Source organism: Streptomyces sp. V1I1, assembly GCF_030817355.1.
Taxonomy (GTDB): Bacteria; Actinomycetota; Actinomycetes; order Streptomycetales; family Streptomycetaceae; genus Streptomyces.
The window spans coordinates 4,346,508-4,359,905 of sequence record NZ_JAUSZH010000001.1; the positions used below are offsets into that span (position 1 = coordinate 4,346,508).

At 70.5% G+C, this 13,398-nt stretch carries 17 protein-coding genes, 1 tRNA gene and 1 riboswitch; of the genes, 12 read left to right on the plus strand and 6 right to left on the minus strand.

The annotated features are described in order from the left end of the window. Window positions 1–12 precede the first annotated feature (12 nt). From QFZ67_RS20495 to QFZ67_RS20510, 4 genes are all read right to left on the minus strand, one after another. Window positions 13–807, minus strand: a complete 795-nt coding sequence (locus QFZ67_RS20495; protein ID WP_307662526.1) for an ANTAR domain-containing protein — start codon at window positions 805–807, stop codon at window positions 13–15. A gap of 40 nt (window positions 808–847) precedes the next feature. Next, window positions 848–1,288 (minus strand): STAS domain-containing protein, encoded by a 441-nt coding sequence (locus tag QFZ67_RS20500; protein WP_307662527.1) that lies wholly within the window; start codon window positions 1,286–1,288, stop codon window positions 848–850. Between the two features lie 446 nt (window positions 1,289–1,734). Continuing rightward, window positions 1,735–1,917, minus strand: coding sequence for a hypothetical protein (locus QFZ67_RS20505; RefSeq protein WP_307662528.1), 183 nt, complete (start codon window positions 1,915–1,917; stop codon window positions 1,735–1,737). 119 nt (window positions 1,918–2,036) lie between these two features. Next, window positions 2,037–2,540 carry a DUF5994 family protein gene (locus QFZ67_RS20510; RefSeq protein WP_307662529.1) on the minus strand — a complete coding sequence of 168 codons (504 nt, stop codon included), beginning with the start codon at window positions 2,538–2,540 and terminating at the stop codon, window positions 2,037–2,039. A 315-nt stretch (window positions 2,541–2,855) separates the two neighbouring features. Between QFZ67_RS20510 and QFZ67_RS20515 the strand changes: the two genes are divergently transcribed. The 12 genes from QFZ67_RS20515 to QFZ67_RS20570 all read left to right on the plus strand — a co-directional run bounded on the left by QFZ67_RS20515 (window position 2,856) and on the right by QFZ67_RS20570 (window position 11,159). Continuing rightward, entirely contained in the window at window positions 2,856–3,434 is a 579-nt protein-coding gene (locus tag QFZ67_RS20515) for a DUF5994 family protein (RefSeq protein WP_307662530.1), read from the plus strand. Further along, window positions 3,431–3,673: a hypothetical protein gene (locus QFZ67_RS20520; protein ID WP_307662531.1), complete on the plus strand. Its 243-nt coding sequence runs from the start codon at window positions 3,431–3,433 to the stop codon at window positions 3,671–3,673. Before QFZ67_RS20515 ends, QFZ67_RS20520 begins: the two co-directional genes overlap by 4 nt. Next, window positions 3,670–3,933, plus strand: a complete 264-nt coding sequence (locus tag QFZ67_RS20525; protein ID WP_307662532.1) for a hypothetical protein — start codon at window positions 3,670–3,672, stop codon at window positions 3,931–3,933. Before QFZ67_RS20520 ends, QFZ67_RS20525 begins: the two co-directional genes overlap by 4 nt. A 51-nt stretch (window positions 3,934–3,984) precedes the next feature. Beyond that, on the plus strand, window positions 3,985–4,257 hold the full coding sequence (locus QFZ67_RS20530) for a hypothetical protein (RefSeq protein ID WP_307662533.1): 273 nt from the start codon (window positions 3,985–3,987) through the stop codon (window positions 4,255–4,257). A 185-nt stretch (window positions 4,258–4,442) separates the two neighbouring features. After that, the gene (locus QFZ67_RS20535; RefSeq protein WP_307662534.1) at window positions 4,443–4,856 is read left to right on the plus strand and encodes a YciI family protein; all 414 of its coding nucleotides are present in this window, start codon (window positions 4,443–4,445) and stop codon (window positions 4,854–4,856) included. Next, entirely contained in the window at window positions 4,850–6,085 is a 1,236-nt protein-coding gene (locus QFZ67_RS20540; RefSeq protein ID WP_307662535.1) for an RNA polymerase sigma factor, read from the plus strand. The genes QFZ67_RS20535 and QFZ67_RS20540 overlap by 7 nt, the downstream gene beginning before the upstream one ends. A 338-nt stretch (window positions 6,086–6,423) precedes the next feature. Further along, complete coding sequence (locus QFZ67_RS20545) at window positions 6,424–6,672, plus strand: hypothetical protein (protein WP_307662536.1); 249 nt, start codon at window positions 6,424–6,426, stop codon at window positions 6,670–6,672. Then, the gene (locus tag QFZ67_RS20550; RefSeq protein ID WP_307662537.1) at window positions 6,669–6,884 is read left to right on the plus strand and encodes a hypothetical protein; all 216 of its coding nucleotides are present in this window, start codon (window positions 6,669–6,671) and stop codon (window positions 6,882–6,884) included. The genes QFZ67_RS20545 and QFZ67_RS20550 overlap by 4 nt, the downstream gene beginning before the upstream one ends. A 153-nt stretch (window positions 6,885–7,037) precedes the next feature. Beyond that, window positions 7,038–7,111 (plus strand) — tRNA-Met (locus QFZ67_RS20555). A gap of 187 nt (window positions 7,112–7,298) precedes the next feature. Beyond that, the gene (locus QFZ67_RS20560; RefSeq protein WP_307662538.1) at window positions 7,299–8,462 is read left to right on the plus strand and encodes a PP2C family protein-serine/threonine phosphatase; all 1,164 of its coding nucleotides are present in this window, start codon (window positions 7,299–7,301) and stop codon (window positions 8,460–8,462) included. Between the two features lie 299 nt (window positions 8,463–8,761). Next, window positions 8,762–8,917: riboswitch (cyclic di-AMP (ydaO/yuaA leader) on the plus strand. A gap of 11 nt (window positions 8,918–8,928) precedes the next feature. Beyond that, window positions 8,929–9,993 (plus strand): M23 family metallopeptidase, encoded by a 1,065-nt coding sequence (locus QFZ67_RS20565; protein WP_307662539.1) that lies wholly within the window; start codon window positions 8,929–8,931, stop codon window positions 9,991–9,993. 218 nt (window positions 9,994–10,211) lie between these two features. Further along, a complete protein-coding gene (locus tag QFZ67_RS20570) occupies window positions 10,212–11,159 on the plus strand; it encodes an aldo/keto reductase (protein WP_307662540.1) in 948 nt (315 codons plus the stop codon). Here the strand turns inward: QFZ67_RS20570 and QFZ67_RS20575 are convergent. Together QFZ67_RS20575 and trmB are read right to left on the minus strand one after the other, a co-directional pair. Next, window positions 11,156–12,499, minus strand: coding sequence for a PrsW family intramembrane metalloprotease (locus QFZ67_RS20575; RefSeq protein WP_307662541.1), 1,344 nt, complete (start codon window positions 12,497–12,499; stop codon window positions 11,156–11,158). The genes QFZ67_RS20570 and QFZ67_RS20575 overlap by 4 nt on opposite strands. A 60-nt stretch (window positions 12,500–12,559) precedes the next feature. Continuing rightward, window positions 12,560–13,351 (minus strand): tRNA (guanosine(46)-N7)-methyltransferase TrmB, encoded by a 792-nt coding sequence (trmB, locus tag QFZ67_RS20580; protein ID WP_307662542.1) that lies wholly within the window; start codon window positions 13,349–13,351, stop codon window positions 12,560–12,562. Between the last annotated feature and the right edge of the window lie 47 nt (window positions 13,352–13,398).

The following is a 13,398-nucleotide window of genomic DNA, read 5'->3' on the forward strand; positions in this document are numbered from 1 at the left end:
CGGCTCCTTGCCTCAGGCATCCTCGTCGGCCTGATCCGCGTCCGTGTCTGTGTCTGTCTCCGGGAGGAATTGGTCTGTCTCCAGGAGGAATTGGAGTCGGCGGCCCACCACGTCGGCGGCCACGTCGGCGAGCCGGCGTCCGTGGGCATAGGCATGGGCGCGCAGTCGGACGAAGGCCTCCTCGACGCCGACACCGAGTTGTACGGTGAGCATGCCGGTGGCCTGGTCGATCTGGGACCGGTACCTGCCCAGGTCTTCGGACGGCCTGTCCAGCGGGATCCCGGCGGGCGGCGTATGCGGCTCTTCGATCTGCGCATCGAGCAGGACCAGCGTCGCGGTGTCGGCGAAAGCCATGGCATCGGCCAACTCCTCAGCGTTCAGCTCGACGGGCATGCTGGAGTAGAGGTCAAGAACTCCCGGACTGATCGCCCCGATCTGTAGAGGGAGCGCGAAGACCGCGCCCGCTCCGGCCTCCAGGGCCGCAGCGGCGAACGCAGGCCAGCGGCCCTGTATTTCACCGGTGCGCAGATCGGGCGTCAAAACGGCTGTGCCGAGGGCGAAGGCATCCACGCACGGCCCCTCACCGAGGGTGAGTTGCAGTTCCTCCAGCTGGTGGCTGATGTCGTCGGTGCTGCACAGCGGATGGCTGGCCGCGGTCCGGGACATCGCGGACACCCCGGCCCCGCCGACCGGCAGGGCTGCCACCGCGGCGGTGCACACATCCACCACGCCGACGCGGGCGCCCCGTGGGGCCGCCTGCTCGGCCACCAGCACCCGGATCCGCGCCGACCGGCTTTGGGGCGTCATCCGGGCCACTGCTCACACAAGGCCTCGACCTGCCGGCGGTTCACCCGGCAGGCCATCCCAGCACACCGCCCAAGAGGGCAGGCACGACCGGGGCAGGCCGACGCGGCGAGGCTGAAGCAGTCGGGACGGGTCCGCCCTGGAGAGGAGCGAGCAGGCGTCCGAGCGGGAGGCCGCGGAGCAAGAAGCCGGAGTCGGTGAGATCGACGAGCCGAGCCACCAGCGGCCGCGGGTAGTGCAGTTGGAGTGATCCACCGGCTGCGGTGGTCCGTTGTGACGCGTGGAGGAAAGCGTTGAGGCCGCTGCAGTCGCAGAAGGCGACAGCGGTGAGGTCGATGTCGATGGTGCGGATGCCGTCGCGCAGGCACTGCTCAAGCGATTCGCGCACCAGCGGGGCTGTGTCGATGTCGATTTCACCGGCCAGGGTGAGCAACGCCCGGCTCTCTCTGTCGTGCCGATAGACCTTCAGCTGCGGAATGGGCATGACGCCTCGGTTCAGGAGACCATCAGGACAGCGGATGCGGCGATGCCGGACTTCCGGCTCCTCCTGGCGCGCTGCCGGTCGGGGCATACTTTCGGCGGAGGCAGGCGAATGACCGGTCCAGCAGCCTGTGTACCAGGACAGGGGACCCACCCAGTTCCCTCCAGGGGGATGCGCCGGGTGACCGGACGGAAGATCCGCTCCCCGCAGCCATCTGTGTTGAGCAACAACATGCCGCCGGGGTCTGGGACGTCCACGCAGCAGCATAGTCCTCAGTCCGGTCCGATGGGCGACCGAAAGACCTCGTTCTCAGGGACTGGACACTCTCCTGGAGGCGGCAACGCTGCACATATCCGTTGCGCCGCACGGTACTTGGGGACGTACGAAAAGCCGCGGGGACGTGATCGCGGCGACGGAACGGACAGCGGGTCTCGAAGTCGTCGTCTCGCTCAGCGCCGGCGTCCGCGGCCCCTGGGGGACAATCCGGAACCCACGCCCCCCGAGTGCAGGGCGAGGAGGGCAAGCCCGACGAACATGAGGCTCGTCGGGCTGAAGATCGCCTCGGTCGACGTTTCGGTTACGTGAATGATGAAGGCGATGACGAAGAGCGCGGCCGCCGCGAATGCCAGCATCTGACTTCTCCTGCCAGTGGACGGCGAACCACACGTGGTCCCGGTGGTTGCGCCGCTATCGATCGTCTGCCCTGCCAAAAGCCGAGCATTCGTGCGCGAGCCTCACGCGTGCGCGAGCCTCACGCGTGTGCGGACGGCCCGGGGCGTGAGTCGGCCGAGTCGGCGCCGGTGTCGATGAGGATCTGTTCGGCCTCGGTGGTGTTGTGTGCCTCGACCGCTCTGGCCATCGCGGCGCGCGCCGCATCGGGTGTTGCCTGCGGCGGCACCACCAGCAGTGAGAAGTGATCCCCGTCGCCTCGGGTGATGAGGACGGTGTCGTCACCCACGGGGAACGAGTCGATGTGCACGACCCGGTCGTCGATGCTCAGGCGCGTCGGGAGTCCCTCCCAGGCGCTCGCATCCAGTCCGACGCGGGTTATGGGGCCGAGGTGTTCGGTCAACGCGGAGACAAGACTGGGCAGCTCGGCGCCGACACTGCGGGAATGCGGCCACCACGCGCCGTCCAGCGTCCCCTCCCGGGCCCGGGTCGTTTCCAGCCGCAAGAGAGCTGTGCCGGGTTTCACGGCGTGGTAAATGGCGTCCGGCAGGAGCTTGCCAAGGTCGGGGGTGTCGGAGTCGCCCATTGCGTGTCCGCCCGTCCGAGACTCCTGTGTCCGCCGGTCGTCAGATGGGATGGCGGTGTCGGCGTGGCTGCGCGCCAGGGAAGTCTCCTTGGCTCAACCGTACCCCGGGGAGCCGACGGCAGCCTCTGGCCCGAGGCCGGGAGCGGTGCTGAGAATCAGGAGGAAATGCCTGGTCGCGCCCATGTTTGTGACCCCTGGACCGGAGTACAGTGAAGAGACCGGGGGCATTTCGCGCATCTGCTCCCATGCGGGTGCCGCTCTCGGAGAGCAGCAACACCGGGCCGTTTTGCGACGGCCCGGGGGCGGGTCCGCATCATGACCGTGACCATCGGCCGTACGACAATCCCCGGGCGGGTTTCCTCGCCGGGGGCCCGCTTGTCCCTGACGTCGGCGGGCTCGGTTCGGGGCCTGCTGGACGGCGCCTGGTGGCCTCGCTCCCGCGACCTCTCCCGCGAACTCCCTGCCCTGACGGACGCGCTGGACGGACTCTGGGGCAGGATCACGCGCGTCACGGTGAATCCCGCCTATTGGCCCGTGGTCCCGCGCAAGGTGCCGGTCACCGGGCGCATGCTGCACGTGGGGTGGTTCAGGGACGAGCAGGACCCGCACAAACTGATCCTGCTTTCCTACACCGTCGGCCGCTGGGACCTGTTGGTGATTCCACCGGAGACCGATGCGGCTTCCGCCGCGCGGCTCATGGCCGCCGCAGCCACTCCCGGGAGTTTCCGCACCGCCAGCCGTCTGATGGCTGACGAGGCCATTGCTCGCGGCGCGACGGATGCCCGGAGCCGGGAAGAGGAATGGGAGACCGACGGCGGCGCCGGGTCCGGCGGGGCCGGGTCCTCACCGCTCGGGATCCCGAGCGGCCTCCAGCGCTGCGCCCAAGGGATGTGAGCAATGTGGAGACCGTCATCACCGTGGCAGTGGTTCTCGCCGTGATCGCCATGGGAATCTTTCTGATCCACCAGCTGAATGCCCAGCACGACGCCCGGATCGCCTCGTTCCACTACGGCGAAGCCATCCAGGGACTGGGCCGCCGCCGGAGGCCGAGGCGCCGTCGGCCGGCCACCGGGCCCCCCGGACCGCCCGAGGCCGGCACCCACGGCGACCAGCACGATGGAGGCCGCGGATGAGCCCCGCGGAAGGAGTGCCTGCCGCCGGGCGCGCCGAAGTCGAGATCGTCGCCGCGTCCCCCGGGGCCGCCCGTCAGGTCGCAGAGGTTCTCCGGCGCTGCTTCGCCTCCACCGAACAGCGCAGCTACCCCGCCGGCCGCGACGGTGGAACCAGACTCCACCTCACCGTGGACACCACGCATGCCGCCGAGCCCGCGCGGTCGTGGCTTGCGGCCAGCCGGTCAGCGGGCGACGACCCTGCGCAGGCGGACGGCACCTGACGCAGCAGGACTCCTGCACCCACGCCGAGCACGAGAGGACGGCAGGCAGTCATGGCAACACTGCGCGAGCGGAAGGCCTACCGGGAGCAGGTCATGAAGGCCCTGTACGAAGCCACCGAGGGCAACCGCCTTCTGGGTGTCACCGGGGCGAAGTTGCGCGACGACCTCGGTGTCCATGAGGAGGACCTGGCTGCGGCGTGCACGTATCTGGTGGGCGAGGGGCTGATCGCGGTCGACTGGGCGACGGGCAATACGCCCTCGATGGTCACGCTGACGCATCAAGGAATCCGGCTCATGGAGGCTGAAGAGGAGGAGCAGGGCTGAGGTGACGCCCGCGGACCGGATAGGCGGCGGCCTGCTCCCTTGCCTGCTCCCCGAGGAGCCCGCATGCTCCCGGCGAGTGGTTCCGAAAAAATTCTCCGCGCGATGTCGAGAATCCGTCATCGGCTGCGACGTCCCCTGTGAGAGTTGCCCACCAAGGGTGGCTACGCATCCGAAGGAGCGACGTCATGAAGTATCTGGTGATGGTCCAGGGCTCGCAGGCCGACTACGAAGCGATGCGCGGGAAGGCGTCCGCCCACAGCCCGGCCTGGAGCGAGAAGGATCTGCAGGCGATGTTCGCCTTCATGGGCGAGGTCAACAACGACCTCTCCGAGTCCGGCGAGCTCGTGGACGGGCAGGGACTGGCCGAGCCGGCCCTGACCCGCCATGTCACCGTGGACAAGGACGGACGGCCTGTGATCACCGACGGTCCGTACGGAGAGACCAAGGAGCTGCTCGCCGGGTACTGGGTGCTCGAATGCGAGAGCCTGGAGCGGGTCACCGAGATCGCCGCGCGCGTCGCGCAGTGCCCCATTCCGGAAGGGGCCACCGACTACCCCGTGGTCATCCGGCCCATCCAAGACGGCGGAGGCGATTGTTGAGACGTACGACCGAGGTTGAGGACCTGCTGCGCCTGCACGCGCCGCAGGTCCTCGGTGCGCTGGTACGGCGGTACGGACACTTCGGCCCGGCCGAGGACTCCGTACAGGAAGCGCTGCTCGCCGCCGCGCAGCAGTGGCCTGAGCAGGGACTGCCCGACAATCCCCGCGGCTGGCTGATCAAGGTCGCGTCCCGTCGTCTCACGGAGCAGCTGCGCAGCGACGAGGCCCGGCGCAGACGCGAGGAGACGGTCGCGGCGCTGACCCCCCGGGACGCGTTCACGGCGCCTGCGCCCGGTGAGAGCCGCGCCCCCTCCGAGGACGACACCCTCACTCTGCTCTTTCTGTGCTGCCACCCCGAACTCACCCCGGCCGCGCAGGTCGCGCTCACGCTGCGGGCCGTCGGCGGTCTGACCACGGCCGAGATCGCCCGCGCACATATGGTGCCCGAGGCGACGATGGCGCAGCGGATCAGCCGTGCCAAGCAGAAGATCAAGGGCGTGCCCTTTCGGCAGCCGGGGCCCGAGGATCGCGATCGGCGGCTCGCCGTGGTGCTCCAGGTGCTCTACCTGATCTTCAACGAGGGCTATACGGCCACTTCCGGCAGCGACCTGAACCGTGCCGACCTGGCCGGCGAAGCGATCCGGCTGACCCGGGCCGTACGCCGGCTGCTGCCCAAGGAGGGTGCGGTGGCCGGGCTGCTGGCGCTGATGCTGCTCACCGACGCCCGCAGCGCGGCGCGCACCGGCCCGCACGGCGAGCTGATCCCGCTCGACGAGCAGGACCGCACCCGCTGGGACCAGGAGTCGATCGCGGAGGGCACATCCCTGGTGGAGGAGGCTCTGTCAGAGGGGCCGGCCGGGGTCTACCAGCTGCAGGCGGCGATCGCGGCGCTGCACGACGAGGCGGCGCGCGCCGACGACACGGACTGGCCGCAGATCCTGGCCCTGTACGACCTTCTCGTACGCCTCGCTCCCGAGCCGATGGCCGAACTCGGCCGGGCCGTGGCCCTCGCCATGGTGCACGGGCCCGAGGCCGGGCTCGCCGAAGTCGCCAAGCTGGAGGACCGGTTGGCGGGCCACCACCGGCTCGACGCCGTACGCGCGCACCTGCTGGAGAAGGCGGGAGACGCCGAAGGCGCACGCGCCGCTTATCAGTTGGCGGCCCGGCGCACCCTCAGCGTCCCGGAGACGCGCTACCTCCAGATGCGGGCGGCCCGGCTGCTGCCCTGACGCGGCCGGCGCAGCTCGCGGCGGGACCGGCCAACCCCCAGGTCAGCGGCGGGATTTTGGCACGGCGGGCGCTGTTGCGAAGTGGTGACAGTACGGGGATTGTCCGGCCGATCTTCAGTGGTGAAGGTGAGCACATCGCCGCAAGCCGGGACCGAAAAGAACCGAACGGGCCCGAAGAGGCCCGCGAGGGACCCAGGGGGACCCAGAGGGACCGAAGAGAACCGGACGGACGGCGATCTCTCATCTCGCTTCACCGTCTGTCGCGGCGCTCTGCCGCGCTGCTCTTTTGTACGGCCAACTGTCGCCCATCCAGCGGCAGTTCGGCCCTAGTCGATTCCTTGGGGGGAGTCCACCAGGTCCGCTCGCCTTGCCGCCGCAGCCGCGATCACCGCCACCGCCACCGCCACCGCCACCCTGTCCCGCTCACCGCCGCCGCCTACGCCACCCCGGTGGGCTCCGGCAAGCCGCTCACCATAGAGCTGGGCGCCCCGGCGCCGGGCGGGCCGCTGACCCGCGGCGGCGCGAGCGAGACCTTCTCCTTCACGGTGAAGAACTCCGCGGACAAGCCGGTGGACTTCCAGCCGTGACTGGTCGGCGAGACGGACGGCGCGAGCCGTCCGGGACCCCGCCCGCCTCCGCCACTACCTCGGCGGCGGCCGCCGCGAACGACGCCGTCACCACCACCGGGGCCATCGCCAGTACCGGAGCGTCCAGCTCCACCTGGTACGCGGCGATCACCGCCGCGGTCCTGATCGCGACCGGCGGCGCGCTCACCGCACTCCGCCTGCGCCGCCGCTGAAACAGCGCGCCCAGGCCGCTGCCCAGCTGGGCGACACATCCCTCTGGAGGGGCTCCCGAGCCGCTCCGGAGCGGCTCGGGAGCGGCTTCAGAGCAGGCGTCTCATAAAATGGAGTTGATCTTGCTCCGGATGGCGTAAGGTTGTGTTCACCGACGCGGGGTGGAGCAGCTCGGTAGCTCGCTGGGCTCATAACCCAGAGGTCGCAGGTTCAAATCCTGTCCCCGCTACTGAAGGCAGTGGCCCGGCACTCGATGAGAGTGCCGGGCCACTGCCGTATCCCCTCACTTGTCGTCTCCTCGCTCACGCCCGCGTCGCCCGGTTGGCCGATGGTGAGTCGCCGCCCGGCGCGGCTACGGCCAGCCTGGGAAGGGCGCGGTACCGTCCGCAGCCAGGCGGACGGGCAGGAGATCACAGGTGGGGCACCGACAGCAGGCCGGCGGCTACAGCGCTCCTCGTATCGTCCGTGTGCTGCCCACGCTGATGATCGTCGGCGGTCTTGTCTTCGACTACTTCACCCCGCCCAGATTCACGGCCGTGCCGTTCTTCGCGGCCGCCCCGCTGATCGCCGCGCCCTTCTCCTCCTGGATCGCCACCCTGCTGACCGGCATCGCGGCGACCCTGTCCGTGCTCGGTCTGCGCTACTACAACGAGACCGTGTCCGAGGTCACGTCGTTCACCGAGCTGTTCACCGTGCTCACCGTCGCCGGGCTCGCCCTGCTCATCAACCGCCTCGTAAGACTCAGCCGTGAGCGCCTCGCCTCCGCCCGGGTGATCGCCGAGGCCGCCCAGCGCGCCGTGCTGCCCGCCCCCGCAGCCCGGATCGCCGGGCTGCACATCGCCGCGCGGTACGAGGCGGCGCAGGCCGACGCCTTCATCGGCGGCGACCTCTTCGCCGTACAGGACACGCCCTTCGGGGTGCGGCTGGTGGTCGGAGACGTACGGGGCAAGGGGCTGGAGGCGGTCGAAACGGTGGCCGTGATCCTCGGGGCGTTCCGGGAGGCTGCCGAGCAGGAGGGTTCGCTCGAAGGGGTCGCCGCGCGTCTTGAGCGGGCGCTGGCGCGTGAGGGCACGCGGCGGGACGAACTGGACGCGGTCGAGGGGTTCACCACCGCCGTGCTCGCCGAGATCCCGCACGGCGAGGGCGTCTTGCGGGTAGTGAACCGGGGCCATCCGGAACCGCTGGTGCTGTACGCCGACGGGGACGTGGACATCCTGGAGCCGACCCAGGCCGCGCTGCCGCTCGGAATGGGCGAACTGGGGGCGTGGCCGGACCGGTCGGATGCGCATCCGCTGCCCCCCGGGGCCACGTTGCTCCTCTACACGGACGGTCTCTCCGAGGCGCGCGACGCGAGCGGCGTCTTCTACGACCCCGGCGAGCGGCTTGCGGGCCGGCTCTTTCCAGGGCCCGAGGAGCTGCTGGACGTGCTCGTCGACGACGTACGACGGCATACGCGCGGTGGGGCCACGGACGACATGGCGCTGCTGGCGGTCAGCCGCCCCACCGAGGGGCAGCCGGACCGCCGCAGGATCGTGCCGGTGGTCAGAGCCCTTGCAGGTTCGGAGCGCCGGAGCAAGTGAAGGCCCATCGCGCGGCGATGGGCCCGACGCAGGACGCGGCCACGTGCCCGACGCGTCCGACGCAGGACCCGGCACCGTGCGTAGTCGAAGCACACCCCTCCGCATAACATTTGAAGCACTGTCAGATGAAGGTCCTGGTCCGAGAGTAGATCAAGTCGCCCGACTCCGGCCGTTTGTGTCCTGGTAAGTCCCTGTCAAAGTCGTTAATGATCAGTCGGAACAGCTTGGAATACGACCCCGGAGTCTATTAACGTTCGATAACGCAGCGCGGTCGTCCCAGTCGTCGCTAGAGACGGCACCGTGCGCACGCGCCGAATCCCGCAAGGGAACCGGGGAACCACCAATTGGGGTGAATCGGGCACCTTTTGCCGCTCTTTCCGCGGTCGAGGCGCTCGTAGGAGACCTTCCTGCTCCGAACCCGTCAGCTAACCCGGTAGGCGAGAAGGAAGGAAAGGAGCACGCCTCCGTGGCGTCCAACAAGCCTGCCCCCGAAGCACCCTTCGGAACCCTGGAAACTGAATTCTTCGGCGACGAACCGGCGGAGCGGGCATGGGAGGAATGGAACCCCACCGAGGACTCCGTCCGTCCGGTGCGCGGCCGGCACCGCGTCATGAAGCAGCGCGGCGGGCTCGCCCGCAGCTCCACGGTGCTCGGCGTCGGCGTGATCGCCGCGGTAGGCGCGGGCGGCATGGCCACCGCGCAGGCGAAGCCGCCGGTCTCCATATCGCTCCCCGACTCGATCGCGGACAACCTGCCCGACGCCAAGTCCCTGCCGGGCGTGGGCTCCCTGATGTCCGACGACGCGTCGGACGCCGACGCGGGGAACGTGAACGCGGCCCCGCTCACGGCGATGAGCCTCGCCACGGACTCCGGCACCGAGGCCGGAGTCGACAGGGCGGCCGGCGCCGGTGAGGCGCTGCGCGCCCGCATTCTCCAGCAGGCCGAGCAGCAGCAGGCGGAGGCGGACGCCGAGGCGAAGGCGGCCGCGGAGAAGCTCGCGGCCGAGAAGGCCGCGGCGGAGGCCGCGAAGCAGCAGACCGCGGCGGAGGCCAAGGCCGAGGCCGAGAAGCTCGCGGCCGAGAAGGCCGCGGCGGCCAAGGCGGAGGCCGAGCGGCTGGCCCAGCTCGCGAAAAGCTACGCCCTGCCCACCTCCTCGTACACGATCACCTCCACGTTCGGCGAGTCCGGCTCCATGTGGTCCTCGGGCTACCACACCGGCCTGGACTTCGCGGCTCCGACGGGCACGCCGATCAAGGCGGTGCACAGCGGCACCGTCAAGTCGGCGGGCTGGTCCGGCTCTTACGGCTACCGCACGGTGCTGGAGCTCGAAGACGGCACGGAGGTCTGGTACGCCCACCAGTCCTCGATCTCGGTCAGCGCCGGCCAGAAGGTGACGACGGGCGAGACGATCGGCCGCGTCGGCGCGACGGGCAATGTGACGGGCCCGCACCTGCACCTGGAGGTCCACACGCCGGGCGGGTCGGGGCTCGACCCGATGGCATGGCTGCGTGGCAAGGGTCTCAGCATCTGATCGTGCGCCACAGTCCCCGGCAGCTCTGGCGCACACCCCCCGACGCCAGAGCTGCCGGTACAGCGCGTAGACCGTAGACCGGAAGAGCGCGTAGACCGGAAGAGCGCGTGGACCGGAAGAGCGCGTGGACCGGAAGAGCGCGTGGACCGGAAGAGCGCGTGGACCGGAAGAGCGCGTGGACCGGAATAGCGCGCGCCACCACGGTCGTTGATCAACCCATGACTTCTCTTCGGACCCTCGGTTCGTCCGACATCGCCGTCTCCCCGCTCGCCCTCGGCGGCAATGTCTTCGGCTGGACCGCCGACCAGGCGCAGTCCTTCGCCGTGCTCGACGCGTACGCCGCCGTCGGCGGCAACTTCGTCGACACTGCCGACGCGTACTCCTCCTGGGCGCCGGGCCACGAGGGCGGCGAGTCCGAGACCGTCATCGGCAACTGGCTCGCCGCGCGCGGCAACCGTTCCGACGTCGTCGTCGCGACCAAGGTCGGCGCGCACCCTCAGTACCGGGGGCTCTCCGCCACTACCATCAGGGCCGCGGCCGAGGAATCCCTGAAGCGGCTGCGTACCGACTACATCGACCTGTACTACACGCACTTCGACGACCCGAGGGTCCCCGTCGAGGAGATCATCACCGCCCTCGACCAGCTGGTGCAGGACGGCAAGGTCCGTGCCATCGCCGCCTCCAACCTCAGCGCCGAGCGGCTCCAGGCGTCCCTGGACTTCTCGGAGCGCGAGGGGCTCGCCCGTTATGTCGCGCTGCAACCGCACTACAACCTCGTCTCCCGCGACACGTACGAAGGCGGGCTGCGGGACACCGCCGCCCGTGCCGGGCTCGCCGCCGTCCCCTACTCCGCGCTCGCCTCCGGCTTCCTCACCGGCAAGTACCGGCCGGGTGTGCCGGTGGACAGCGCACGGGCCGCGGGCGCCGGCAAGCATCTGGAGACCGGGCGGGGTTTGGCGGTCCTCGCCGCGCTCGACAAGGTCGCCCGGGCCCGTGGCGCGCAGGTCGCGACCGTCGCGCTCGCCTGGCTGGCCGCGCAGCCGACAGTCGTCGCGCCGATCGCCTCGGCCCGCACGGTCGAGCAGCTGCCCGCGCTGACCGCGGTCGCCGAGCTGGAGCTGACGGCCGACGAGCTGGCCGAGCTGACCGCGGCGTCGGCGAGCTAGCCGCGGTACGGGTTGTAGCCGCCGTAGTCGCGGTACGGCGGCGGCGTCCACACCCGGCCCGTCGCCCGTGCCGCGTACGTCAGCGCGGGACCGGCGACGTCCTTGCGCTGCCACAGGTGGTGCAGCAGCTCCTGCTCGCGCTCCGCGAAGTCCGGGCCCGCCGCGCCGCGGTGGGCCCGGTGGCGCAGAAAGGCCAGGGACGTCGCGAACCGCTGGTACTCCGACACCGCGTGTGCGGCGGCCGGTCCGTGCGCACGCCGGGCGACGTCGCGGGCCATCGTGCGCGCCCGCATCGAGGAGAGCGCGCGCGGCTCGGCGGCGGTCAGCCAGCCGGCCGCGGCGTACGCGGGCAGCTCGGTGGATATCGTGCGCAGTTCGCGCTGCCGGGTCCAGACCGTCAGCCAGGTCAGCAGCCCGAAGACAGGGACCATGAACGCTCCGTACACGGCGTAGAAGCCCCACGGGCCGAAGAGCGACGACGAGCCGTTCCACAGGGCGTGCATGCCCATGGCGAGGGCGAGGCCGAGCAGCGGCAGCGCGATCCGGCGGATGCGCTGGCGCTGGGCGGCGAGCGCGGCGATCCCGAAGCCGATGCCGGTCAGCACGGTGAAGAGCGGGTGCGCGAACGGCGACATGACGACGCGTACGAAGAAGGTCGCCGCGGTCACCGAGGCGAACCCCGATGTGCCTATCTCCTGGTCCTCGCCGAAGGCGCTGCCCAGGTAGAGGATGTTCTCGGTGAAGGCGAAGCCGGTCGCGGTGAAACCGGCCACGACCACGCCGTCGACGATCCCGGTGAAGTCCCGTCTGCGGAAGATGAAGATCAGCAGGATCGCCGTGGCCTTCGCGCTCTCCTCGACGATCGGGGCGATCACCGTCGCGCCGAGCGTGTCCGCGCTCGCCGGATCGGCGGTGGCGGTGGCTATCCAGCGGGTCGCGAAGGTGTTCGCGATGATCGCGACGAGGGCGGCGGCGAAGGCGCCCCAGGCGAAGGCGAACAGAAGGTTCTTCCAGGGACCCGGCTCGACCCGGTCCAGCCAGCGGAAGGCCGCGGCGAGGAGCGGGACGGGAAGGGTCGCGAGGCCGAGACCGACCAGGAAGCCCTGGGTGCCGGTCTGTTCGCGTACGAGCGCGAGGATGACGAGGCCGGAGAGGGCGAGGAGGGTGATCAGCGCCCCCGCCCGTACCGCCCTGTTGCGCCAGAGCTGGGAGGCGCGGCGCGGTTTGTAGCGCCAGCGGGCACGCTCCGGCACAGCGGCGAGCAGCTCGGCGAGGTGCTGCTGCTCGAACGCCGGGACCGCCGGATGCGGTGCGGGTTCCTGCGGGGGCGACTCGGACACCCAATGACCCTAACGAGGGTCACTGACAACTGGCGACGGTGTCCGGGATGCTACTCAGGGTTACGCGGGCCCCAACGGGCGGCGGAACAGCAGGTCGTGCACCTTGTGACCCTTGTCCAGGCCCTGTCCTTCGAATCGGGTGAGCGGGCGGAAGGCGGGGCGCGGGGCGTAGCCGCCGTCCTCCTGGGTGTTCTCGAAGTCCGGGTGCGCGGAGAGCACCTCGAGCATCTGCACGGCGTACGGCTCCCAGTCGGTCGCGCAGTGCAGGATCGCGCCGGGCTTCATGCAGGTGGCGGCGAGGGAGAGGAACTCGCGCTGGATCAGCCGCCGCTTGTGGTGCCGCTTCTTGGGCCAGGGGTCGGGGAAGAAGACACGCAGCCCGTCGAGCGAGCGGGGCGGGAGCATCTCCCGCAGGAGGATGATCGCGTCGCCGTTGGCCACCCGGATGTTGGACAGTCCGTTCCGCTCTGCGAGACCGAGGAGGTTGCCCTGGCCGGGGGTGTGGACGTCGACGGCGAGAATCCCGGTGCCGGGGTCCGCGGCGGCCATCTGCGCGGTGGCCTCGCCCATCCCGAACCCGATCTCCAGGACTACGGGCAGCCCGCCGAACATCTCCTCGAGGTCGAGGACGCGATGCCCGTCGATGTCGAGGCCCCAGACGGGCCACAGCCGCTGAAGCGCATCGCCCTGCCCGGCGGTCACCCGGCTCCGCCGGGGCTGGAAGCTGCGGATACGCCGCTCATGGTGCGACCCGGCGGGATCGGCGACGGGCCCGCCGGGAAAGCGGGGCTCGCGGTTGGCGCGGATGGGGGCCGGGGGGCCGTCGGGGGTGTGGTTTCGGAGCTCAGACACAGTGGCGTCAATTCTACGGGGGCGTGGGGGTGGGTCCGGGGCCGCCC

What these genes read in the sequence shown, in the direction of transcription:
- QFZ67_RS20495 (WP_307662526.1), bottom strand. Translation starts at nt 807, where the DNA reads ATGACGCCCCAAAGCCGGTCGGCGCGGATCCGGGTGCTGGTGGCCGAG.
- QFZ67_RS20530 (WP_307662533.1), top strand. Translation starts at nt 3,985, where the DNA reads ATGGCAACACTGCGCGAGCGGAAGGCCTACCGGGAGCAGGTCATGAAG.
- QFZ67_RS20500 (WP_307662527.1), bottom strand. Translation starts at nt 1,288, where the DNA reads ATGCCCATTCCGCAGCTGAAGGTCTATCGGCACGACAGAGAGAGCCGG.
- QFZ67_RS20505 (WP_307662528.1), bottom strand. Translation starts at nt 1,917, where the DNA reads ATGCTGGCATTCGCGGCGGCCGCGCTCTTCGTCATCGCCTTCATCATT.
- QFZ67_RS20535 (WP_307662534.1), top strand. Translation starts at nt 4,443, where the DNA reads ATGAAGTATCTGGTGATGGTCCAGGGCTCGCAGGCCGACTACGAAGCG.
- QFZ67_RS20510 (WP_307662529.1), bottom strand. Translation starts at nt 2,540, where the DNA reads ATGGGCGACTCCGACACCCCCGACCTTGGCAAGCTCCTGCCGGACGCC.
- QFZ67_RS20570 (WP_307662540.1), top strand. Translation starts at nt 10,212, where the DNA reads ATGACTTCTCTTCGGACCCTCGGTTCGTCCGACATCGCCGTCTCCCCG.
- QFZ67_RS20525 (WP_307662532.1), top strand. Translation starts at nt 3,670, where the DNA reads ATGAGCCCCGCGGAAGGAGTGCCTGCCGCCGGGCGCGCCGAAGTCGAG.
- QFZ67_RS20515 (WP_307662530.1), top strand. Translation starts at nt 2,856, where the DNA reads ATGACCGTGACCATCGGCCGTACGACAATCCCCGGGCGGGTTTCCTCG.